At 64.6% G+C, this 23,169-nt stretch carries 9 protein-coding genes and 6 rRNA genes; 1 reads left to right on the top strand and 14 read right to left on the bottom strand.

Annotated features, from left to right (window positions below; all coding sequences use genetic code 11):
- Nucleotides 1-253 precede the first annotated feature (253 nt).
- From rrf (AC1QRC_RS11495) to pheS, 14 genes are all read right to left on the bottom strand, one after another.
- Nucleotides 254-370 (bottom strand): 5S ribosomal RNA (gene rrf / locus AC1QRC_RS11495).
- 74 nt (nt 371-444) lie between these two features.
- Nucleotides 445-3,555, bottom strand: a 23S ribosomal RNA gene (locus AC1QRC_RS11490).
- Nucleotides 3,556-3,913: 358 nt separating this feature from the next.
- Nucleotides 3,914-5,435 (bottom strand): 16S ribosomal RNA (locus AC1QRC_RS11485).
- The 16S, 23S and 5S rRNA genes sit together here, the layout of an rRNA operon.
- A gap of 478 nt (nt 5,436-5,913) precedes the next feature.
- Nucleotides 5,914-7,593 carry an alpha/beta hydrolase gene (locus AC1QRC_RS11480; RefSeq protein WP_484203441.1) on the bottom strand — a complete coding sequence of 560 codons (1,680 nt, stop codon included), beginning with the start codon at nt 7,591-7,593 and terminating at the stop codon, nt 5,914-5,916.
- Nucleotides 7,594-7,732: 139 nt separating this feature from the next.
- Nucleotides 7,733-7,849, bottom strand: a 5S ribosomal RNA gene (gene rrf, locus AC1QRC_RS11475).
- A gap of 74 nt (nt 7,850-7,923) precedes the next feature.
- Nucleotides 7,924-11,034, bottom strand: a 23S ribosomal RNA gene (locus AC1QRC_RS11470).
- Nucleotides 11,035-11,392: 358 nt separating this feature from the next.
- Nucleotides 11,393-12,914: ribosomal RNA gene (locus AC1QRC_RS11465) — 16S ribosomal RNA — on the bottom strand.
- A gap of 520 nt (nt 12,915-13,434) precedes the next feature.
- On the bottom strand, nt 13,435-14,694 hold the full coding sequence (gene tyrS / locus AC1QRC_RS11460; protein ID WP_484203440.1) for a tyrosine--tRNA ligase: 1,260 nt from the start codon (nt 14,692-14,694) through the stop codon (nt 13,435-13,437).
- Between the two features lie 84 nt (nt 14,695-14,778).
- Nucleotides 14,779-15,444, bottom strand: coding sequence for a DNA-3-methyladenine glycosylase (locus tag AC1QRC_RS11455; protein ID WP_484203439.1), 666 nt, complete (start codon nt 15,442-15,444; stop codon nt 14,779-14,781).
- Nucleotides 15,445-15,452: 8 nt separating this feature from the next.
- Complete coding sequence (gene argH, locus AC1QRC_RS11450) at nt 15,453-16,874, bottom strand: argininosuccinate lyase (RefSeq protein WP_484203438.1); 1,422 nt, start codon at nt 16,872-16,874, stop codon at nt 15,453-15,455.
- Between the two features lie 84 nt (nt 16,875-16,958).
- Entirely contained in the window at nt 16,959-17,507 is a 549-nt protein-coding gene (locus tag AC1QRC_RS11445) for an arginine repressor (RefSeq protein ID WP_484203437.1), read from the bottom strand.
- A gap of 57 nt (nt 17,508-17,564) precedes the next feature.
- Complete coding sequence (locus AC1QRC_RS11440; protein WP_484203436.1) at nt 17,565-18,332, bottom strand: SDR family oxidoreductase; 768 nt, start codon at nt 18,330-18,332, stop codon at nt 17,565-17,567.
- On the bottom strand, nt 18,329-20,893 hold the full coding sequence (gene pheT / locus AC1QRC_RS11435) for a phenylalanine--tRNA ligase subunit beta (RefSeq protein ID WP_484203435.1): 2,565 nt from the start codon (nt 20,891-20,893) through the stop codon (nt 18,329-18,331). The genes AC1QRC_RS11440 and pheT overlap by 4 nt, the downstream gene beginning before the upstream one ends.
- On the bottom strand, nt 20,893-21,987 hold the full coding sequence (gene pheS / locus AC1QRC_RS11430) for a phenylalanine--tRNA ligase subunit alpha (protein ID WP_484203434.1): 1,095 nt from the start codon (nt 21,985-21,987) through the stop codon (nt 20,893-20,895). The genes pheT and pheS overlap by 1 nt, the downstream gene beginning before the upstream one ends.
- 170 nt (nt 21,988-22,157) lie before the next feature.
- On the opposite strand from pheS, the gene AC1QRC_RS11425 reads away from it, so the two are divergent.
- The gene (locus tag AC1QRC_RS11425) at nt 22,158-23,102 is read left to right on the top strand and encodes an NAD(P)-dependent alcohol dehydrogenase (RefSeq protein ID WP_484203433.1); all 945 of its coding nucleotides are present in this window, start codon (nt 22,158-22,160) and stop codon (nt 23,100-23,102) included.
- The last annotated feature ends 67 nt before the right edge of the window (nt 23,103-23,169 follow it).

Raw genomic sequence — 23,169 nt, 5'->3', positions numbered from 1 at the left:
CTCGCTTCTCTTGGTCCTCGTTGGACACCGTGCCTCCTGGGGTAGCTGTCGTGTTCCGCACCAGCGCGCCGCGCGTCCGGCCGGACAGGAAACTCTATCCCGCTCACAGACCGCGCCATGCCCCACCACCGATCGCCGATGCCACGATACTTCGGTGTATTCGGTGTGCGGGGGTGGGTGTTGGAAGGGGTGGGGATATGAGTCAGCCCCGTGGGTCCAGGTGTGCTGGTCCCACGGGGCTGACTGAATGGTTGTCCGGCGGTGTCCTACTCTCCCACACCGTCTCCAGTGCAGTACCATCGGCGCTGAGAGGCTTAGCTTCCGGGTTCGGTATGTGACCGGGCGTTTCCCTCTCGCTATGGCCGCCGTAACTCTATCGAGTTGTGGTCGATCCTGTTCCCGACCGTATCTCGGGAACCACACAGTGGACGCGTAGCATTTTTGTTGTTTAAGTTATCGGCTTATTAGTACCGGTCAGCTCCATGCATTACTGCACTTCCACATCCGGCCTATCAACCCAGTGTTCTAGCTGGGAGCCTCTCGGGGTAAACCCCATGGAAACCTCATCTTGAAGTGTGCTTCCCGCTTAGATGCTTTCAGCGGTTATCACGTCCGAACGTAGCTAATCAGCGGTGCCCTTGGCAGGACAACTGACACACCAGTGGTTCGTCCAACCCGGTCCTCTCGTACTAGGGTCAGCTCTTCTCAAGTTTCCTACGCGCGCAGCGGATAGGGACCGAACTGTCTCACGACGTTCTAAACCCAGCTCGCGTACCGCTTTAATGGGCGAACAGCCCAACCCTTGGGACCGACTCCAGCCCCAGGATGCGACGAGCCGACATCGAGGTGCCAAACCATGCCGTCGATATGAGCTCTTGGGCAGGATCAGCCTGTTATCCCCGGGGTACCTTTTATCCGTTGAGCGACGGCGCTTCCACAAGCCACCGTCGGGTCACTAGTCCCGACTTTCGTCTCTGCTCGACATGTCTGTCTCGCAGTCAAGCTCCCTTGTGCACTTACACTCGAAACCTGATTGCCAACCAGGCTGAGGGAACCTTTGGGCGCCTCCGTTACTCTTTGGGAGGCAACCGCCCCAGTTAAACTACCCACCAGGCACTGTCCCTGATCCGGATCACGGACCGAGGTTAGATATCCAGAACGACCAGAGTGGTATTTCAACGTTGACTCCACCGACACTGGCGTGCCGGCTTCATAGTCTCCCACCTATCCTACACAAGCCGTACCGAACACCAATACCAAGCTATAGTAAAGGTCCCGGGGTCTTTCCGTCCTGCTGCGCGTAACGAGCATCTTTACTCGTAGTGCAATTTCGCCGAGTTCGTGGTTGAGACAGTGGAGAAGTCGTTACGCCATTCGTGCAGGTCGGAACTTACCCGACAAGGAATTTCGCTACCTTAGGATGGTTATAGTTACCACCGCCGTTTACTGGCGCTTAAGTTCAGAGCTTCGCCGTGAGGCTAACCCGTCCCCTTAACGTTCCAGCACCGGGCAGGCGTCAGTCCGTATACATCGTTTTGCAACTTCGCACGGACCTGTGTTTTTAGTAAACAGTCGCTTCTCCCTGGTCTCTGCGGCCGTTCAGGCTCGGGCAGCAAGTGCCGTCACCCTCTGGGCCCCCCTTCTCCCGAAGTTACGGGGGTATTTTGCCGAATTCCTTAACCACGATTCACTCGATCGCCTTGGTATTCTCTACCTAACCACCTGAGTCGGTTTAGGGTACGGGCGGCTATGACCTCGCTAGGAACTTTTCTAGGCAGCATAGGATCACCCTCTTCCCGCATACGCGGTCACTATCAAGCCTGGGGCACATGGGGTGCGGATTTGCCTACACCCCGCCTTACACTCTTAGACGTGGACTACCATTCCCACGCGGAGGCTACCTTCCTGCGTCCTTCCATCGCTTACCTACTACAACGTCGGGTCGCGCGTTCCACGAGTATCACTCCGAAGAGATCAACACGCTTCAGGCGCTTAGCATCAGATGATTCGGTATTGGTCGGTCTTTCGCCGGTCACCGGAATATCAACCGGTTGTCCATCGACTACGCCTGTCGGCCTCGCCTTAGGTCCCGACTAACCCAGGGCAGATTAACTTGACCCTGGAACCCTTGGTTATTCGGCGGACGGGTTTCTCACCCGTCATTCGCTACTCATGCCTGCATTCTCACTCGTGTGGCATCCACGGCTGGATCACTCCGCCGCTTCACTCGCCACACGACGCTCCCCTACCCATCGACACGCTTGGACCAGACCCGAAGGTCTGGCCGGGCAAATGTGTCAATGCCACAGCTTCGGTGGTGTGCTTGAGCCCCGCTACATTGTCGGCGCGGAATCACTTGACCAGTGAGCTATTACGCACTCTTTAAAGGGTGGCTGCTTCTAAGCCAACCTCCTGGTTGTCACAGCAACTCCACATCCTTTCCCACTTAGCACACGCTTAGGGACCTTAGCTGGTGATCTGGGCTGTTTCCCTCTCGACTACGAACCTTATCGCCCGCAGTCTCACTGCCATGCTCTCACTTACCGGCATTCGGAGTTTGGCTGACGTCAGTAACCTGGTGAGGCCCATTAGCCATCCAGTAGCTCTACCTCCGGTAAGAAACACATGACGCTGCACCTAAATGCATTTCGGGGAGAACCAGCTATCACGGAGTTTGATTGGCCTTTCACCCCTACCCACAGCTCATCCCCTCAGTTTTCAACCTAAGTGGGTTCGGTCCTCCACGCGGTCTTACCCGCGCTTCAACCTGGCCATGGGTAGATCACTCCGCTTCGGGTCTAGACCCAGCGACTCAATCGCCCTATTCGGACTCGCTTTCGCTACGGCTTCCCCACACGGGTTAACCTCGCCACTGAGCACTAACTCGCAGGCTCATTCTTCAAAAGGCACGCCGTCACCCCACAAGGAGGCTCCGACGGATTGTAGGCACACGGTTTCAGGATCTATTTCACTCCCCTCCCGGGGTACTTTTCACCTTTCCCTCACGGTACTTGTCCGCTATCGGTCACCAGGGAATATTTAGGCTTAGCAGGTGGTCCTGCCAGATTCGTACGGGATTTCTCGGGCCCCGTACTACTTGGGAGCACTTCCACGGAGTTCATGACATTTCGACTACGGGGGTCTCACCCTCTGTGCCGGGCCCTTCCAAGCCCTTCGTCTATGACACGAATTTCTTACTCCGCACTGTCCTGGTAGAGACAGTAAGAAGGTCCCACAACCCCGACCATGCAACGCCTACCAGCTATCACACATGATCGGTTTGGCCTCTTCCGCTTTCGCTCGCCACTACTCACGGAATCGCGGTTGCTTTCTCTTCCTGTGGGTACTGAGATGTTTCACTTCCCCACGTTCCCTCCGCTCGCCCTATGTGTTCAGGCGAGGGTGACTGGAGATGAATCCAGCCGGGTTTCCCCATTCGGAAATCCTCGGATCAATGATCTGGTTATCGACTCCCCGAGGCTTATCGCAGATTCCTACGTCCTTCATCGGTTCCTGGTGCCAAGGCATCCACCGTGTGCCCTTAAAAACTTAAAGCCACAAAGATGCTCGCGTCCACTGTGCAGTTCTCAACATACGGGCGGCGCCCCGGTCAACCGGTCGCCTACCCTCCCACGCGAACGCAGGACAGCGGTTCAACCACAACCAGGGCCCGACCGCCCCCTTACCGGGGCCGGCCATGAGGTCAAGCGCAAGCGCCCGAGTCCTCAGGACCCAACAACGTGCCAAGCCCACCCGAGGCCCGAACTGCTTTCCACACCGGGAAACCCCGGTCGTACTCACAGCCCGCGCACCGCGCAGGCCAACTAATCAATGTTCCACCCTGAGCAACCTCCCCGGAACACTCGTCCGAGGCAGGCCTCCTGGACCACTCACGTGGCCAGATGCTCCTTAGAAAGGAGGTGATCCAGCCGCACCTTCCGGTACGGCTACCTTGTTACGACTTAGTCCCAATCACCAGTCCCACCTTCGACGGCTCCCTCCACAAGGGTTGGGCCACCGGCTTCGGGTGTTACCGACTTTCGTGACTTGACGGGCGGTGTGTACAAGGCCCGGGAACGTATTCACCGCAGCGTTGCTGATCTGCGATTACTAGCGACTCCGACTTCATGGGGTCGAGTTGCAGACCCCAATCCGAACTGAGACCAGTTTTTTGGGATTCGCTCCACCTCGCGGTATCGCAGCCCTTTGTACTGGCCATTGTAGCATGCGTGAAGCCCAAGACGTAAGGGGCATGATGATTTGACGTCATCCCCACCTTCCTCCGAGTTGACCCCGGCAGTCTCCTATGAGTCCCCGCCATAACGCGCTGGCAACATAGAACGAGGGTTGCGCTCGTTGCGGGACTTAACCCAACATCTCACGACACGAGCTGACGACAACCATGCACCACCTGTATACCGACCTTGCGGGGCACCCATCTCTGGGTGTTTCCGGTATATGTCAAGCCTTGGTAAGGTTCTTCGCGTTGCATCGAATTAATCCGCATGCTCCGCCGCTTGTGCGGGCCCCCGTCAATTCCTTTGAGTTTTAGCCTTGCGGCCGTACTCCCCAGGCGGGGCGCTTAATGCGTTAGCTGCGGCACGGAACTCGTGGAATGAGTCCCACACCTAGCGCCCAACGTTTACGGCATGGACTACCAGGGTATCTAATCCTGTTCGCTACCCATGCTTTCGCTTCTCAGCGTCAGTTATGGCCCAGAGACCTGCCTTCGCCATCGGTGTTCCTCCTGATATCTGCGCATTCCACCGCTACACCAGGAATTCCAGTCTCCCCTACCATACTCTAGTCTGCCCGTACCCACTGCAGGCTCGGGGTTAAGCCCCGAGTTTTCACAGCAGACGCGACAAACCGCCTACAAGCTCTTTACGCCCAATAATTCCGGACAACGCTCGCACCCTACGTATTACCGCGGCTGCTGGCACGTAGTTAGCCGGTGCTTCTTCTGCAGGTACCGTCACAAAAGCTTCTTCCCTGCTGAAAGAGGTTTACAACCCGAAGGCCGTCATCCCTCACGCGGCGTCGCTGCATCAGGCTTTCGCCCATTGTGCAATATTCCCCACTGCTGCCTCCCGTAGGAGTCTGGGCCGTGTCTCAGTCCCAGTGTGGCCGGTCGCCCTCTCAGGCCGGCTACCCGTCGTCGCCTTGGTGAGCCACTACCTCACCAACAAGCTGATAGGCCGCGAGTCCATCCCTTACCGAAAAACTTTCCACCCGATGCGGATGCCCGCTCGGGTCGTATCCAGTATTAGCACCGGTTTCCCGGAGTTATCCCAGAGAAAGGGGCAGGTTACTCACGTGTTACTCACCCGTTCGCCACTGATCACCCGGAGCAAGCTCCGAGGTCACCGTTCGACTTGCATGTGTTAAGCACGCCGCCAGCGTTCGTCCTGAGCCAGGATCAAACTCTCCGTTAAAGCACAGTACAGACCCCAAAGGAGCCTGAAACCATAACCCAACAAAGGGCTGAAACTAGCTGAGCAGAACGAGTCAACTGACTCGATCTTCATCAACCAAAGGATATTCGAAGCAGGACAAGCAACAACCAACCACAACGGTCAGCCACCACCCACCCCACGACGAGGTTATTGGCATTGATTTTTGGCACGCTGTTGAGTTCTCAAGAATCGGACACACACCAACCACCACAACCCAACCGGGCCGAAGCAATCGGGGCAACCTGACTATCGTAACCGAGCCAATCTCCCGCGTGCAAACCCGGGCTTTCGCCTCGGTCCGCGTGATGATCCGGATCGGTGTCGCTGCTCAGGATTGGCCTGTGCTGCGAGGATCTACAGTACCAGCAGTCTCGGTCGGCTGCCAAATCGGCTAGCCGCGCCGGCGCAGGGGCACAGGCGACGGCCGCCACGGTCGGTTCCGGCGCGGCTCGGCCGGCTAGCGGTCGGCCTGTCGCGCGGCGATGGCCTCGGTGATGGCTTCGGCATCTCCGTCCTCGACCCCGAGGACGGCGGCCCAGGCCAGGACCAGGTCGTGGTGGTACAGATGCCCGTGACCCGCAGCGGTGGCGTTGCCGAGCGCCTGGTCCGTCGTGACCTGCCAGAAGGTGACCAACGGCAACCACGTGATGTCGGGGTTGACGTCCGTGCCGGCCTTCTCACGGATCCAGTCGGGGCTCGAGGAGATCAGGTCGAACTCCCATCGTGAGATGGGGTCGGAGGCATGCTGAAGGTAGACGATCCTGGGATCCTCCCACTCCCCCAGCGGCCTGCCGTAGATGTCGGCGTGCAAGTCCGCAGGCCTGGTCACGAATCGAAGGTGTCGGCCGTTGTCCACGACGGGAGCGACTTCGGGTGACCCCTGCTGTCGGGCCTCGGTGATGCTGCGCCACAGCGGTGTGAACGCCGGGGTGCCGATCCAGACGGCCCCGTCCACCCGCTCGACCAAGTCCTCGACGTCCGCGAAGGCTCCGTGGCCGCCGAAGGCGCCGAGGGACTCCCCTGCCACCATCAAGCGGGGCCGCGACTGCTCGGGCAGGGTTTCCCACTCGGCGTGGACCCGATCGAAGAAGGTCTTGCCCGCGGCTGGCGGCCGGACACGATCGGCGATCAAAGACAACGGGCTCGGCAGGTAGGAGTACTGCATGGCCGCCACAGCCACGTCCCCGCCGGTGAGGTACTCCAGGGACTGCACCGACCACTCGTTCACCCACCCGGTGCCCGTCGTGTTGTAGACGACCAGGACCTCGCGGTCGAAGGCGCCCGTGCGGTGCAGCTCCTCGACGACCCGGTCAGCAACCGCGTCGAAGGTGTCCGCATGGCCCAGCCCGCCATAGACGCGCACAGGTTCCACGGCGGGACGGCCGGTCACGGCTCCGATCTCCTCGACCGAAGGACCGCCGGTCACGAAGACCTGCCCCTCCTGACCGAGGGAGTTCCACGCGAGGAGCGACCCGGCGCTCCCCGAGCGCTCGCTCACCGACGGCGGGACGACTCCCTCACGTGTCTGCTCATTGACCTCGTAGAACCGCTCCCCCAGGGCCTGGCTGACCCTCGACACCACCACGGCGTTCGTCGTCCACACGGCGATGACCGCCACCACGACTGCGGCAGCGACCGCAGCAGCCCAGCGCGGGACGACGGGAGGCACCCGAGAGGCCACAGCTCCCGCCGCATACCGCAGGCACCGTCCCAGCAGGACACCGACCACCGCCAGGACGATTCCCAGGACGAGGGCCAGCGCTGACTTCCACGCTGCCGGCGGATCCATCTGCACCAGCTCGGCGGTCAGACGTTGGCCTCGCAGTGCCCAGACCCAGTACCAGAAGAACGCCACGCCAATGACGACCCATCCGCCCACCACGACGCCACGTGCAGGGGTCGATGTCACCTCCACCCGGACACCGAGCAGGACCGTGAGACGCCGGACCGCCCAGACCACCAGCACGGTGAGGCCGTAGACGATGCCCGCGGTCACGCCGGCAGCGGCACCTTGGAGTGGCCAGGTGCGCGGCAAGAGACTCGGCGAGAACGACGCCACCAGCGCCAGGGCCGCGAAGACCAGACCCCAGCCGGAGGCAGGTGATCGCCACACCTGCCCGAGGCCGCCACGGGACACGCTCCCCAGTCTGGCACCAGCCCGCGCCCTCGCGGAAGGGACCTGCGCGGTGTGCGGGGGTGGGTGTTGGAAGGGGTGGGGATATGAGTCAGCCCCGTGGGTCCAGGTGTGCTGGTCCCACGGGGCTGACTGAATGGTTGTCCGGCGGTGTCCTACTCTCCCACACCGTCTCCAGTGCAGTACCATCGGCGCTGAGAGGCTTAGCTTCCGGGTTCGGTATGTGACCGGGCGTTTCCCTCTCGCTATGGCCGCCGTAACTCTATCGAGTTGTGGTCGATCCTGTTCCCGACCGTATCTCGGGAACCACACAGTGGACGCGTAGCATTTTTGTTGTTTAAGTTATCGGCTTATTAGTACCGGTCAGCTCCATGCATTACTGCACTTCCACATCCGGCCTATCAACCCAGTGTTCTAGCTGGGAGCCTCTCGGGGTAAACCCCATGGAAACCTCATCTTGAAGTGTGCTTCCCGCTTAGATGCTTTCAGCGGTTATCACGTCCGAACGTAGCTAATCAGCGGTGCCCTTGGCAGGACAACTGACACACCAGTGGTTCGTCCAACCCGGTCCTCTCGTACTAGGGTCAGCTCTTCTCAAGTTTCCTACGCGCGCAGCGGATAGGGACCGAACTGTCTCACGACGTTCTAAACCCAGCTCGCGTACCGCTTTAATGGGCGAACAGCCCAACCCTTGGGACCGACTCCAGCCCCAGGATGCGACGAGCCGACATCGAGGTGCCAAACCATGCCGTCGATATGAGCTCTTGGGCAGGATCAGCCTGTTATCCCCGGGGTACCTTTTATCCGTTGAGCGACGGCGCTTCCACAAGCCACCGTCGGGTCACTAGTCCCGACTTTCGTCTCTGCTCGACATGTCTGTCTCGCAGTCAAGCTCCCTTGTGCACTTACACTCGAAACCTGATTGCCAACCAGGCTGAGGGAACCTTTGGGCGCCTCCGTTACTCTTTGGGAGGCAACCGCCCCAGTTAAACTACCCACCAGGCACTGTCCCTGATCCGGATCACGGACCGAGGTTAGATATCCAGAACGACCAGAGTGGTATTTCAACGTTGACTCCACCGACACTGGCGTGCCGGCTTCATAGTCTCCCACCTATCCTACACAAGCCGTACCGAACACCAATACCAAGCTATAGTAAAGGTCCCGGGGTCTTTCCGTCCTGCTGCGCGTAACGAGCATCTTTACTCGTAGTGCAATTTCGCCGAGTTCGTGGTTGAGACAGTGGAGAAGTCGTTACGCCATTCGTGCAGGTCGGAACTTACCCGACAAGGAATTTCGCTACCTTAGGATGGTTATAGTTACCACCGCCGTTTACTGGCGCTTAAGTTCAGAGCTTCGCCGTGAGGCTAACCCGTCCCCTTAACGTTCCAGCACCGGGCAGGCGTCAGTCCGTATACATCGTTTTGCAACTTCGCACGGACCTGTGTTTTTAGTAAACAGTCGCTTCTCCCTGGTCTCTGCGGCCGTTCAGGCTCGGGCAGCAAGTGCCGTCACCCTCTGGGCCCCCCTTCTCCCGAAGTTACGGGGGTATTTTGCCGAATTCCTTAACCACGATTCACTCGATCGCCTTGGTATTCTCTACCTAACCACCTGAGTCGGTTTAGGGTACGGGCGGCTATGACCTCGCTAGGAACTTTTCTAGGCAGCATAGGATCACCCTCTTCCCGCATACGCGGTCACTATCAAGCCTGGGGCACATGGGGTGCGGATTTGCCTACACCCCGCCTTACACTCTTAGACGTGGACTACCATTCCCACGCGGAGGCTACCTTCCTGCGTCCTTCCATCGCTTACCTACTACAACGTCGGGTCGCGCGTTCCACGAGTATCACTCCGAAGAGATCAACACGCTTCAGGCGCTTAGCATCAGATGATTCGGTATTGGTCGGTCTTTCGCCGGTCACCGGAATATCAACCGGTTGTCCATCGACTACGCCTGTCGGCCTCGCCTTAGGTCCCGACTAACCCAGGGCAGATTAACTTGACCCTGGAACCCTTGGTTATTCGGCGGACGGGTTTCTCACCCGTCATTCGCTACTCATGCCTGCATTCTCACTCGTGTGGCATCCACGGCTGGATCACTCCGCCGCTTCACTCGCCACACGACGCTCCCCTACCCATCGACACGCTTGGACCAGACCCGAAGGTCTGGCCGGGCAAATGTGTCAATGCCACAGCTTCGGTGGTGTGCTTGAGCCCCGCTACATTGTCGGCGCGGAATCACTTGACCAGTGAGCTATTACGCACTCTTTAAAGGGTGGCTGCTTCTAAGCCAACCTCCTGGTTGTCACAGCAACTCCACATCCTTTCCCACTTAGCACACGCTTAGGGACCTTAGCTGGTGATCTGGGCTGTTTCCCTCTCGACTACGAACCTTATCGCCCGCAGTCTCACTGCCATGCTCTCACTTACCGGCATTCGGAGTTTGGCTGACGTCAGTAACCTGGTGAGGCCCATTAGCCATCCAGTAGCTCTACCTCCGGTAAGAAACACATGACGCTGCACCTAAATGCATTTCGGGGAGAACCAGCTATCACGGAGTTTGATTGGCCTTTCACCCCTACCCACAGCTCATCCCCTCAGTTTTCAACCTAAGTGGGTTCGGTCCTCCACGCGGTCTTACCCGCGCTTCAACCTGGCCATGGGTAGATCACTCCGCTTCGGGTCTAGACCCAGCGACTCAATCGCCCTATTCGGACTCGCTTTCGCTACGGCTTCCCCACACGGGTTAACCTCGCCACTGAGCACTAACTCGCAGGCTCATTCTTCAAAAGGCACGCCGTCACCCCACAAGGAGGCTCCGACGGATTGTAGGCACACGGTTTCAGGATCTATTTCACTCCCCTCCCGGGGTACTTTTCACCTTTCCCTCACGGTACTTGTCCGCTATCGGTCACCAGGGAATATTTAGGCTTAGCAGGTGGTCCTGCCAGATTCGTACGGGATTTCTCGGGCCCCGTACTACTTGGGAGCACTTCCACGGAGTTCATGACATTTCGACTACGGGGGTCTCACCCTCTGTGCCGGGCCCTTCCAAGCCCTTCGTCTATGACACGAATTTCTTACTCCGCACTGTCCTGGTAGAGACAGTAAGAAGGTCCCACAACCCCGACCATGCAACGCCTACCAGCTATCACACATGATCGGTTTGGCCTCTTCCGCTTTCGCTCGCCACTACTCACGGAATCGCGGTTGCTTTCTCTTCCTGTGGGTACTGAGATGTTTCACTTCCCCACGTTCCCTCCGCTCGCCCTATGTGTTCAGGCGAGGGTGACTGGAGATGAATCCAGCCGGGTTTCCCCATTCGGAAATCCTCGGATCAATGATCTGGTTATCGACTCCCCGAGGCTTATCGCAGATTCCTACGTCCTTCATCGGTTCCTGGTGCCAAGGCATCCACCGTGTGCCCTTAAAAACTTAAAGCCACAAAGATGCTCGCGTCCACTGTGCAGTTCTCAACATACGGGCGGCGCCCCGGTCAACCGGTCGCCTACCCTCCCACGCGAACGCAGGACAGCGGTTCAACCACAACCAGGGCCCGACCGCCCCCTTACCGGGGCCGGCCATGAGGTCAAGCGCAAGCGCCCGAGTCCTCAGGACCCAACAACGTGCCAAGCCCACCCGAGGCCCGAACTGCTTTCCACACCGGGAAACCCCGGTCGTACTCACAGCCCGCGCACCGCGCAGGCCAACTAATCAATGTTCCACCCTGAGCAACCTCCCCGGAACACTCGTCCGAGGCAGGCCTCCTGGACCACTCACGTGGCCAGATGCTCCTTAGAAAGGAGGTGATCCAGCCGCACCTTCCGGTACGGCTACCTTGTTACGACTTAGTCCCAATCACCAGTCCCACCTTCGACGGCTCCCTCCACAAGGGTTGGGCCACCGGCTTCGGGTGTTACCGACTTTCGTGACTTGACGGGCGGTGTGTACAAGGCCCGGGAACGTATTCACCGCAGCGTTGCTGATCTGCGATTACTAGCGACTCCGACTTCATGGGGTCGAGTTGCAGACCCCAATCCGAACTGAGACCAGTTTTTTGGGATTCGCTCCACCTCGCGGTATCGCAGCCCTTTGTACTGGCCATTGTAGCATGCGTGAAGCCCAAGACGTAAGGGGCATGATGATTTGACGTCATCCCCACCTTCCTCCGAGTTGACCCCGGCAGTCTCCTATGAGTCCCCGCCATAACGCGCTGGCAACATAGAACGAGGGTTGCGCTCGTTGCGGGACTTAACCCAACATCTCACGACACGAGCTGACGACAACCATGCACCACCTGTATACCGACCTTGCGGGGCACCCATCTCTGGGTGTTTCCGGTATATGTCAAGCCTTGGTAAGGTTCTTCGCGTTGCATCGAATTAATCCGCATGCTCCGCCGCTTGTGCGGGCCCCCGTCAATTCCTTTGAGTTTTAGCCTTGCGGCCGTACTCCCCAGGCGGGGCGCTTAATGCGTTAGCTGCGGCACGGAACTCGTGGAATGAGTCCCACACCTAGCGCCCAACGTTTACGGCATGGACTACCAGGGTATCTAATCCTGTTCGCTACCCATGCTTTCGCTTCTCAGCGTCAGTTATGGCCCAGAGACCTGCCTTCGCCATCGGTGTTCCTCCTGATATCTGCGCATTCCACCGCTACACCAGGAATTCCAGTCTCCCCTACCATACTCTAGTCTGCCCGTACCCACTGCAGGCTCGGGGTTAAGCCCCGAGTTTTCACAGCAGACGCGACAAACCGCCTACAAGCTCTTTACGCCCAATAATTCCGGACAACGCTCGCACCCTACGTATTACCGCGGCTGCTGGCACGTAGTTAGCCGGTGCTTCTTCTGCAGGTACCGTCACAAAAGCTTCTTCCCTGCTGAAAGAGGTTTACAACCCGAAGGCCGTCATCCCTCACGCGGCGTCGCTGCATCAGGCTTTCGCCCATTGTGCAATATTCCCCACTGCTGCCTCCCGTAGGAGTCTGGGCCGTGTCTCAGTCCCAGTGTGGCCGGTCGCCCTCTCAGGCCGGCTACCCGTCGTCGCCTTGGTGAGCCACTACCTCACCAACAAGCTGATAGGCCGCGAGTCCATCCCTTACCGAAAAACTTTCCACCCGATGCGGATGCCCGCTCGGGTCGTATCCAGTATTAGCACCGGTTTCCCGGAGTTATCCCAGAGAAAGGGGCAGGTTACTCACGTGTTACTCACCCGTTCGCCACTGATCACCCGGAGCAAGCTCCGAGGTCACCGTTCGACTTGCATGTGTTAAGCACGCCGCCAGCGTTCGTCCTGAGCCAGGATCAAACTCTCCGTTAAAGCACAGTACAGACCCCAAAGGAGCCTGAAACCATAACCCAACAAAGGGCTGAAACTAGCTGAGCAGAACGAGTCAACTGACTCGATCTTCATCAACCAAAGGATATTCGAAGCAGGACAAGCAACAACCAACCACAACGGTCAGCCACCACCCACCCCACGACGAGGTTATTGGCATTGATTTTTGGCACGCTGTTGAGTTCTCAAGAATCGGACACACACCAACCACCACAACCCAACCGGGCCGAAGCAATCGGGGCAACCTGACTATCGTAACACCCTGGGACTCTTCCGCGTGACCGCGGGCCGTGGGTCATCCGGCGATGCCGAACGACGCTCAGAGTGTGGTGGTCAACCTGCGGGACCGGCCACCGGAGGAATCCTCGGTGTCCGTGCCTCCCTCTCGGGCTGACGAGGTAAAACAGTAGGCGAACTTCCGGCCGAGTACAAATCGGCTGGTCAGAGGCGTGCGCCCGGTGGCGCGGCCCCCTACGGAGCGACACACCACCGGACACACGGTTCAGTCCCGCCGGGCGGCCGCGAGGTTCTTGCGCCCGCGGCGCACCAGGGCGACCCGCCCGTGGAGGAAGTCGGACTCCCCCAGCGCGTGGTCGGCGTCGGTGACCTTGGTGTTGTTCACACTCGCCCCGCCCTCGGCGACGGTGCGACGTGCAGCTCCTCGGCTGTCGGCCAGGCCGGTGGCCACCAGGGCGTCCACGATGGTGTCGCCGGGGGCGACGGTGCCACCGGGGAGCTCGGCCGTGGCATCGAGCAGGGTCTGCTCGTCCAGCCCTGTCGGGTCACCCTTGCCGAAGAGCACCTGGCTGGCCTGCTGCACCTGGGCGGTATGCGCCTCCCCGTGCACCAGGGTGGTCACGTCGCCGGCCAGTGCCCGGTGGGCCTCCCGCAGGTGCGGCCGCTCCGCGAGTGACTCCTCGAGCGCGGCAATCTCCTCGGGGGTCCGGTCCGTGAACACCTTGAGCAACTGCACCACCGTGGCGTCCTCCACGTTGATGAAGTACTGGTAGAACGCGTACGGGCTGGTCATATCGGGTGAGAGCCACACCGCGTTGCCCTCGGACTTGCCCAGCTTCTGCCCGGACGCGTCGGTCAGCAGCGGGGTGGTGAGCGCGTGCGCCACCTTGCCCTCGGCCCGGTGGATGAGATCCACCCCGGCGGTGAGGTTGCCCCACTGGTCGCTACCACCGGTCTGCATGGTGCAGCCGTACTCCCGGAACAGGTGCAGGAAGTCCAGGGCCTGCAGCAACTGGTAGCTGAACTCGGTGTAGGAGATACCCTCCTGGCTCTCCAGGCGCGCCGCGATCGCCTCCTTGCGGATCATCTGGTTCACCCGGAAGTGCTTGCCGACGTCACGCAGGAAGTCCAGCGCCGACATCGGGGCCGTCCAGTCCAGGTTGTCCACCAGGATCGCGGCGTTGTCGCCCTCGAAGTCCAGGAACGGCCGCACCAGCGCCTTGATCCGCGCCACGTTCTGCGCCGTCTGCTCCTTGGTCTTCAGCACCCGTTCCGAGGTCGGCTTGGGATCGCCGATCTGTCCGGTGGAGCCTCCGACGAGGCAGAGCACGCGATGCCCCGCCCGCTGCAGGTGCCGGAGCACCACCAGCTGGACCAGGTTGCCGAAGTGCAGCGACGGCGCCGTGGGGTCGAAGCCGCAATACACCGTGACGGGTCCCTCGGCGAGCGAATCCCGCAGGGCGTCCTCGTCGGTGGTCTGCGCCACCAGGCCGCGCCACTGCAACTCGTCGAAGATGTTGCTCACGGTTGTGCTTCCCTTCGTCCCTCGTGGATCGGCTGCCCGGGTCCGGGTAGCCGGACCTATCCTGCCCTGTCGGCGGAGGCAGACCTATCCGGCTCTCCCGCGACCCCGTGATCCGACCCGTCGCGGGGCCGCCGGGCGGTAGGCCGAGACGGTGGGGTCGTCCTCAAGCCAGAACCGCCAGGGGTATGCAGTGCCGTCGCCTCCCCGTCCCCGCACGCCGACCCGGGGGCCCGTGCCGATCCGTCCCGCCGGCTCCCCCGGCTCCAGCCAGATCGCGGTGTCCTCCGCATACAGGTCGGTCCCGTTGACCGACAGGTCCAGGCCCAGCGCCCGGGTCAGCCGGGCCGGCCCGCGCGCGAGGTCGCGGAACGCCGGCGGGCGCTGCCGGCCCTGCCTCCGCTCCCTGGCCAGGTCCTCCCCGGCCACGACCTCCCCGGCCCGGAGCAGCACCGCCTGGGCGGTCCCCTCCACCCCGCAGACGACGTTGATGCAGTGATGCATCCCGTAAGTGAAATAGCAGTAGAGGAACCCTGCGGGACCGAACATCACGGCATTGCGCGGGGTCCGCCCCCGGAACGCGTGCGACCCGGGGTCCTGCTCCCCGGCATACGCCTCCACCTCGGTCAACCGGATGCCGACCCCCTCATGCCACACGGTGCACCCGAGCAGATCGGGCGCCACCTCCAGGGCGGGCCGGGTCAGCAGGGCACGCTCCACCCTGGGCCGGGCCGGACGGGGGGAGCGGGACACGTATGCCGTCAGTCCCGGATGTGCGGCATGTCCTCCACCCAGTGGCGGGCTCGGGCGAGTTCCTTGAGCAGGTGGGCCCGTTGCTCAGAGACCCGCGCCGGCGCGGTGCCCCCGTAGGCGTCGCGGGAGGCCAGCGAGCCCGGCACGGTCAGCACGCGGCGGACGCCGGGGTTCAGGTGGGGACTGATCGCCGCGAGGTCCTCGTCGCTCAGGTCCTCCAGGCCGATGCCCCGCTGCTCACAGACCTGCACGCAGGCGCCGGCCACCTCGTGCGCGACGCGGAAGGGCACACCCTCGCGGACCAGCCACTCGGCCACGTCGGTGGCGAGCGAGAAGCCCTGGGGTGCCAGCTCCTCCAGGCGCTCCGGATGGAAGGTGAGCGTCTGGACCATGCCGCTGACCGCGGGCAGCAGCACCTCGAGGGTGTCGATCGCGTCGAAGACCGGCTCCTTGTCCTCCTGCAGGTCCCGGTTGTAGGCCAGCGGCAGCCCCTTGAGGGTGGCCAGCAATCCGGCCAGGTCACCGATCAACCGGCCGGCCTTGCCGCGCGCCAGCTCGGCGACGTCGGGGTTCTTCTTCTGCGGCATGATGCTGGACCCGGTGGAGTAGGCGTCGTCCAGGGACACGAAGCCGAACTCCGCGGTCGCCCACAGGATGACCTCCTCGGAGATCCGGGAGATGTCGACGCTCACCATCGCCGCCACGAATGCGAACTCCGCGGCGAAGTCGCGACTGGCCGTGCCGTCGATGGAGTTCTCCGAGGCGGCCCGCATGCCCAGGTCGGCGGCGATCGCCTGGGGGTCCAGGCCGAGCGAGGACCCCGCCAGGGCACCCGACCCGTAGGGCGAGACGGCCGCGCGCACGTCCCAGTCCTGCAACCGGGAGACGTCCCGCAGCAGTGCCCAGGCGTGCGCCTGGAGGTGGTGGGCCAGCAGCACCGGCTGCGCGTGCTGCAGGTGGGTGCGCCCGGGCATGGCGACCTCGGGGTGCCGGGCGGCCTGCTCCACGAGCGCCTCGACCACGGCCAGCACCCGTCCGGCCAGCAGCCGGGCCTGGTCCCGCAGGTACATCCGGAACTGGGTGGCCACCTGGTCGTTGCGCGAGCGCCCGGCCCGCAGCCGCCCCCCGACCTCCGGCCCGGTCCGGTCCATCAGGCCGCGTTCGAGGGCGGTGTGCACATCCTCGTCCTCCGGCCGAGGCAGGAAGTTGCCCGTGCGGACCTCCTCCAGCAGGCCCTCCAGCCCCTCCAGCATCCGCTCCAGGTCGGCGGCGTCCAACAGGCCGGCCTTGTGCAGCACCCGGGCGTGCGCGCGGGAGCCGGCGATGTCATAGGGCGCCAGCCTCCAGTCGAAGTGGGTCGACCGGGACAGCTCGCTCAGGGCGTCGGCTGGGCCGCCGGCAAAGCGGCCGCCCCACAGGCTCAGGCTCATGGGTCCATTCTCACTGGTCGACGGCCCGGCCGCCACGACGGGGGGCTGGCGGCGGGAGTTCGGCTGCGGGAGTTCGGCGGCGGTTCAGCGGCGGGACCCGCCGGACTCGGCACCCGCCAGCGCGAGCAGCCGGCCGGCGATGTCGGCTCCGCCGTCGGGGGCGAGGGTGATCACCAAGATGGTGTCGTCCCCGGCGATGGTGCCGAGGATGTCGGGGCTGCCGCTGCGATCGATGGCGGACGCGAGGTACTGCGCGGCTCCCGGCGGGGTGCGCAGCACGACCTGGTTGCCGACGGAGCGCGCCGACACCAGGAGCTCCTCGCACAGCCGCGCCAGGCGGCTGGGGGCCTCGCCGACGTCCTGCGCCGGGCGGGGCGTCGCGTCACCGCCCTGGCCCGGCACGGCATAGAGCAGGCTGCGCTCCTCCCCCGCCCGCACCTTCACGGCACCCAGCTCGAGCAGGTCACGCGACAGGGTGGCCTGCGTGACGCTGATGCCGTCCTCGGCGAGTAGCTCCAGCAGTTGCCCCTGGGACGCGACGGCGTGCCGCTCAAGGAGGTCCACGATGCGTTGGTGGCGGGCCGCGCGGGTGGCAGGGATGGCGCCGGCTGCCAGGTCGCTACTGGTACTCACCCGCACAAGTATACCTTCGACTGCATACTCATGCAGCGAGTGACGGCGCGACGGACCTCAGGCCAGGGGGTCGTCCGCTCCCCAGGGCCGCAGCCGCAGGGCGCGGGCGTCCTCGTCCAGTCCCTGGGCCGACATCGCGCGGAGCTGCTCGAGGGAGTCGGCACCGGCACGGACCATCCGCCCGGAGAAGCCGTCGAGCTCACCGTCTGCGAACGCCAGCGCGATCGCGGTCACGTCATCGGGGTCAGTCCAGTCGGTGCGGCCCACGTGCATCTGCATCGAGTGGGTCATGTCGGTCTCGACCACCCCGGGGGCGAGGTCGAGGGCGAAGACCTGGTGCTCCGCCCCGGCCAGCGCGACCCCGCCGGTGATCCGGGCGAGGGCGGACTTGGAGGCGCAGTATGCCGTGAGGTCGGCCCGTTCGCGGGTGCCGGCGCCGCTGTTCAGGTTGATCACCCGGCCCCCGCCCTGGGCGATCATCACCGGGACGACGGAGCGGCTGGTCAGGAAGGGACCCAAGACGTTGGTGACCATGGTCTGCCACCAGGTGTCGGGGTCGGCCTCCCAGAGCGGGACCTCCGGCTCGATCAGGCCGGCGTTGTTGACCAACAGGTCGATCCGCCCGTGCTCGGCCACGACCCGCTCCACGGTGGTGTGCACCGCCTCGGCGTCCGTAACGTCGCACGCGAGCAGCGGCACGCCGTCGGGCCCGCTGCCGCCGCTGCGGGAGAGACCCACGACCGTCCACCCGGCACCCATGAGGGCCCGGACCAGGTGGGCACCGATCCCGCGGGAGGCACCGGTGACGAGCGCGACCCGGCTCATCGCTGCACCGCCCCGTGGTCCTGGGCGGCGCGGGCCACGGCCGCGTCGCGGGCGGCATTGACCTCCGCGGTCTTCAGGGTCCGGTCCGGTGCCCGGAAGGTCAGGTGGAAGGCGAGCGACTGCTCGTCGGCGGCGATCTGGTCGCCGCGGTAGACGTCGAACAGCAGGATCGACTCCAGCAGGTCACCCGCACCGGCGCGCAGCGACTCCTCGACATCGCCGTAGCGGACCGAGCGGCCGACGACCAGCGCCACGTCCGAGCCCGCGACCGGGTGCGTCGACAGGGGCCGCCCCGCCTCGCGGGCCTCGCTGGCGGCGATCAGCACGTCCAGGTCGAGCTCCGCCGCGGCCGTCCGGTCCGGCACGCCGAGCCGCTGCACGACCTTCGGGTGCAGCTCGCCGGCCCACCCGACGGTCGTGCCGTCGGGCAGCGCCAGCTCCACGCACCGCCCCGGGTGGAACGGCGCCCGTTCGGTCTGCAGCCGCTCGACGGCCACCCCGAGGAGGTCGCACACGGCGTGCGCCCAGCCCACCACGTCAGTGACGTCGGCGGCACGGCCCCCGCCCCACCAGCCGGCCCGGTCCACCTCGCCGGTCGCCACCAGCGCGACGTGCCAGGGCTGCTCGGGGACCGCGTCGCGGATGGCCCGCAGGGTGTCCTCGTCCGGCTTCGCACCGACGCCAGGGACGGGCGCCGCGGCCCCACGGGTGGGCCGGGTGACGGTGCCCAGCTCGAACAGGGCGACGTCCTTGGCACCCCGGGAGACGTTGCGCCGCAGCGCCTCGGGCAGCGTCTGCAGCAGCTCGGTCCGCATCAGCGGCGCCTCGTCGGACAACGGGTTCGCCAGGCGCACGGCATACCGCCGTTCGTCCCCGGCCCCGAGACCGAGCTCGGCGAACCGCGCCTCCCCCACGAACGGGTAGGTGAGCACCTCCTGCAGGCCCTGACCGGCCAGCGCGTCGGCGACCTGCCGCCGGACTCGTTGCGCGTGGGTCAGCCCGCGCCCGCCGGGGGCGGAGGGCAGCACGGACGGGATCTTGTCGTAGCCGTCGATCCTGGCGACCTCCTCCACCAGGTCCGGCGCCGCGGCCAGGTCCGGGCGCCAGCTCGGCGGGAGCAGATTCAGGCGTCCCTCGCCGGCGTCGGTGACCTCGCACCCGATGAGCTCAAGGACCTCGCGCACCCGCTCCGGGGGGTAGTCGACGCCCACGTAGCGGCTCGGCAGGGTGACGTCCAGCTCGATCGGCTCGCGCCCGGCCACGGAGCCGGCGTCGGTGACCTCGGCGTCGGCGGTGCCGCCGCCGTACTCGACCATCAGGTCCACCATGAGCTGGGCAGCGGCCCCGGCGAGCTCGGGGTCCACGCCCCGTTCGAACCGCTTGGACGCCTCCGTGGAGAGCCGGTGCCGCCGGGAACTGCGGGCCACGGTCCGCGGGTCGAAGTGGGCCGCCTCGATGAGCACCTCGGTGGTCCCCGGACCCACCTCACTGGTCGCCCCGCCCATCACGCCGGCGATGCCGAGCACCTGCTCCGGTCGGTCCCGGCCGCCGCCGTCGGTGATCAGCAGGTCCTCGGGATCGAGGGTGCGCTCCACGTCATCCAGCGTGGTCAGCGTCTCCCCCGCCCGGGCACGGCGGACCACGACCGGCCCGCCGAGGGTGGCCAGGTCGTAGGCGTGCGTGGGCTGGCCGAGTGCGAGCATCACGTAGTTGGACACGTCGACGGGCAGCGAGATGGGCCGCATCCCGGCCTCGGTCAGCCGGGTGGCCATCCACGCCGGTGTTGGTGCCGCGGGGTCCAGCTCGCGCACGATCCGGGCCACGAAGCGGTCGCAGCCCGGCACCCCGCCGAGCGGTGCCTGGTCAGCCAGCTCCACGGCATACCCCGTGTCGGTGGCGGAGGGCACGGTGAGCGGACCCCCGTCACCGCGGGTGCGCACCAGCGCGGGGTCGCGGTAGGCCGAGCCGGTGCTGTGGGAGTACTCGCGGGCGATGCCGCGCAGCGAGAAGCAGTAGCCGCGGTCCGGCGTGACGTTGACCTCCACGACCTCGTGGTCGAGCCCGAGGACGGGGATGAGGTCCTGGCCGGGGACCAGGCCCTCGACGGCTTCCTGCCCGAGGAACTCCGGCAGCACGATGATGCCGTCGTGGTCCTGCCCCAGGCCCAGCTCCAGGGAGGAGCAGATCATGCCGGCGCTGACGTGGCCGTAGGTCTTGCGGGCGCTGATCTCGAAGTTGCCGGGCAGCACGCCCCCGGGCAGGATCACCGCGACCAGGTCGCCGGCGGCGAAGTTGTGCGCCCCGCACACGATGCCCTGGGGCTCGCCGGTCCCGTTGGCGTCCGCCACGTCGACCTGGCACCAGTTGATCGTCTTGCCGTTCTTCTGCGGCTCGGGGGTCACCTCCAGGACCCGGCCGACCACGAGGGGGCCCTGCACGTCCCCGCCGTGCAGGCCCTCCTCCTCCAGGCCGACCCGCACCAGGTCGGCGGCGATCTGCTCGCCGGTCGCACCGTCGGGCAGGTCCACGTACTCGGCCAGCCACTCCACGGGTACCCGCATCAGATCTCCCTCCCGAACTGGGTGTTGAACCGCACGTCGCCCTCGATGATCTCCCGCATGTCCGCGATGGTGTTGCGGAACATCAGGGAGCGTTCGATGCCCATCCCGAAGGCGAACCCCTGGTAGCGCTCCGGGTCGATGCCGCAGGCGCGGAGCACGTTCTGGTTGACCATGCCGCAGCCGCCCCACTCGATCCAGCCGGTGCCGCCACACGTCCGGCACACCGGGTCCTCGCCGCGACAGACGAAGCAGACGAAATCCATCTCGGCGCTGGGCTCGGTGAACGGGAAGAACGCCGGGCGCAGCCGGGTGGTCAGCCCCTCGCCGAACAGCTCGCCGGCCAGCCGGTCCAGCGTCCCCTTCAGGTGGGCCATGGTCAGGCCCTCGTCGATCGCGATGCCCTCCAGCTGGTGGAAGACCGGGGTGTGCGTGGCGTCCAGTTCGTCGGTGCGGAAGGTCTTGCCGGGCACCGCGACGTAGAGCGGGGCGCCCCGCTCCAGCAGCGACCTGGCCTGGACCGGCGAGGTGTGCGTGCGCAGGACGAGGCCGGCGTCGGCCGGCTCGACGAAGAAGGTGTCCTGCATCTGGCGGGCCGGGTGGTCCTTGTCGAAGTTGAGCGCGTCGAAGTTGAACCACTCGGCCTCGACCTCAGGCCCCTCGGCGATCTCCCAGCCCATGCCGACCATGACGTCGGCCATCCGCTCGGCCGTCAGCGTCAACGGGTGGCGGCGGCCGATCGGCCGGCGCCCGGGTGCCGCGGTCAGGTCCAGCGCCTCCTCGACCAGGATCCGCTCGTCGCGCTCGGCCTCCAGCTCGGCCTGGCGCTCGGCCAGCGCCTTGCTCACCTGCCCCCGCGCCTGGCCGACCCGCTTGCCGGCCTCGGCCTTGGCGCTCGGCGGCAGCGCCCCGATCTCCCGGTTCGCCAGGGCCAGTGGGCTGCGCTCCGCGGCGTGCGCCAGCCGCACCTCCTTGAGTTGCTCCAGGCTGGTGGCGCCGCTGATCGCGGCCAGGGCATCGGCGACGTTCACCTCGATCGCCCCGGGGTCGAGGGCGCTCACCTCGACGGGGTCGTAGTTCGTGTTGGGTCCGGACACGCGCGCCAGTCTAGGCAGCGCGGCGCCCCGGTCGGATTATCGGGTCACCCGATGATCCCGCGCCCCGTAGGAGAAGCTTCCCGGTCGATAGCGCCAGGTTCCAGGGTGAAGCCGACCTGGCGTCGCGGCTCGGGGGTGACGGCGGTCCCGTGCAGCGCTACGGTCAGATCGTGAAGGCCGTCGTCTACGACCGGTACGGACCGCCCGAGGTGCTCCGCCTGGACGATGTTCCGCGCCCCTCGCCCGGGCCGGGCCAGGTGCTCGTCGAGGTGGCCGCCACCTCGGTCAACCTGGCCGACTGGGAGTGCCTGACCGGCAGCCCGTTCTACTCCCGCTACTCCGGCCTGCGCCGCCCGGGCAACCGGGTGCTCGGCTCGGACGTGGCCGGCCGGATCGCCGCCGTCGGGCACGAGGTCGAGGGGTTCGCGGTCGGGGACGAGGTGTATGGCGAGTGCCCGATGGGCGGATTCGCCGAGTATGCCGTGGCGAAGGCGAGCGCGATCACCCACAAGCCCGCGGGGCTCACCTTCGCCCAGGCCAGCACGCTCCCGCAGTCCGGGGCGATCGCCTCCCAGGGGGTCGCTCAGGCCGTGCCCGGTTCTCGGGTGCTGATCAATGGGGCGGGCGGTGGGACCGGCATGTTCGCCATCCAGCTGGCCAAGGCCGCAGGTGCCCACGTCACCGGCGTCGACAACATTCACAAGCAGGATTCGATGCGCTCGCTAGGCGCCGACGACGTCGTCGACTACCAGCGCACCGACTTCACCCGGCTCGCGCCCTGCGATGTCGTGCTCGACCTCGTGGCGCACCGGTCTGTCTTCGCCTTCCGACGGATCGTCGCTCCCGGCGGACGGTACCTGGTGGTCGGGGGTCCGACGCGCACGCTACTTCGGACGGTCACTGCCGGGACTCTGGTCGGCCTCACCAGTCGCAGGCGGATCGGCGTGCTCCTCGTCAAGACAGGCCCGGCCCACTACGCCGACCTGGCTGACCGGTGCGCCGCCGGCGAGGTGGAGATCCGGATCGACCGCACGGCCGGCCTCGACGAGGTGCCCAACGCCCTCGCGCTCGTGGGCACCGGGCGCGCCCTGGGCAAGGTCGTCATCGAGCCCTGACCCCGCGACGTCTGGAGCTGACAACCCAGCCGCCAGGGAGCCGCGCCGTCCCATGGCCCGCCAGGGA

It is taken from the genome of Ornithinicoccus sp., from assembly GCF_057176825.1.
Note: the sequence above shows the minus strand (reverse complement) of the source record. Positions and strands in the feature narration are given on the sequence as shown.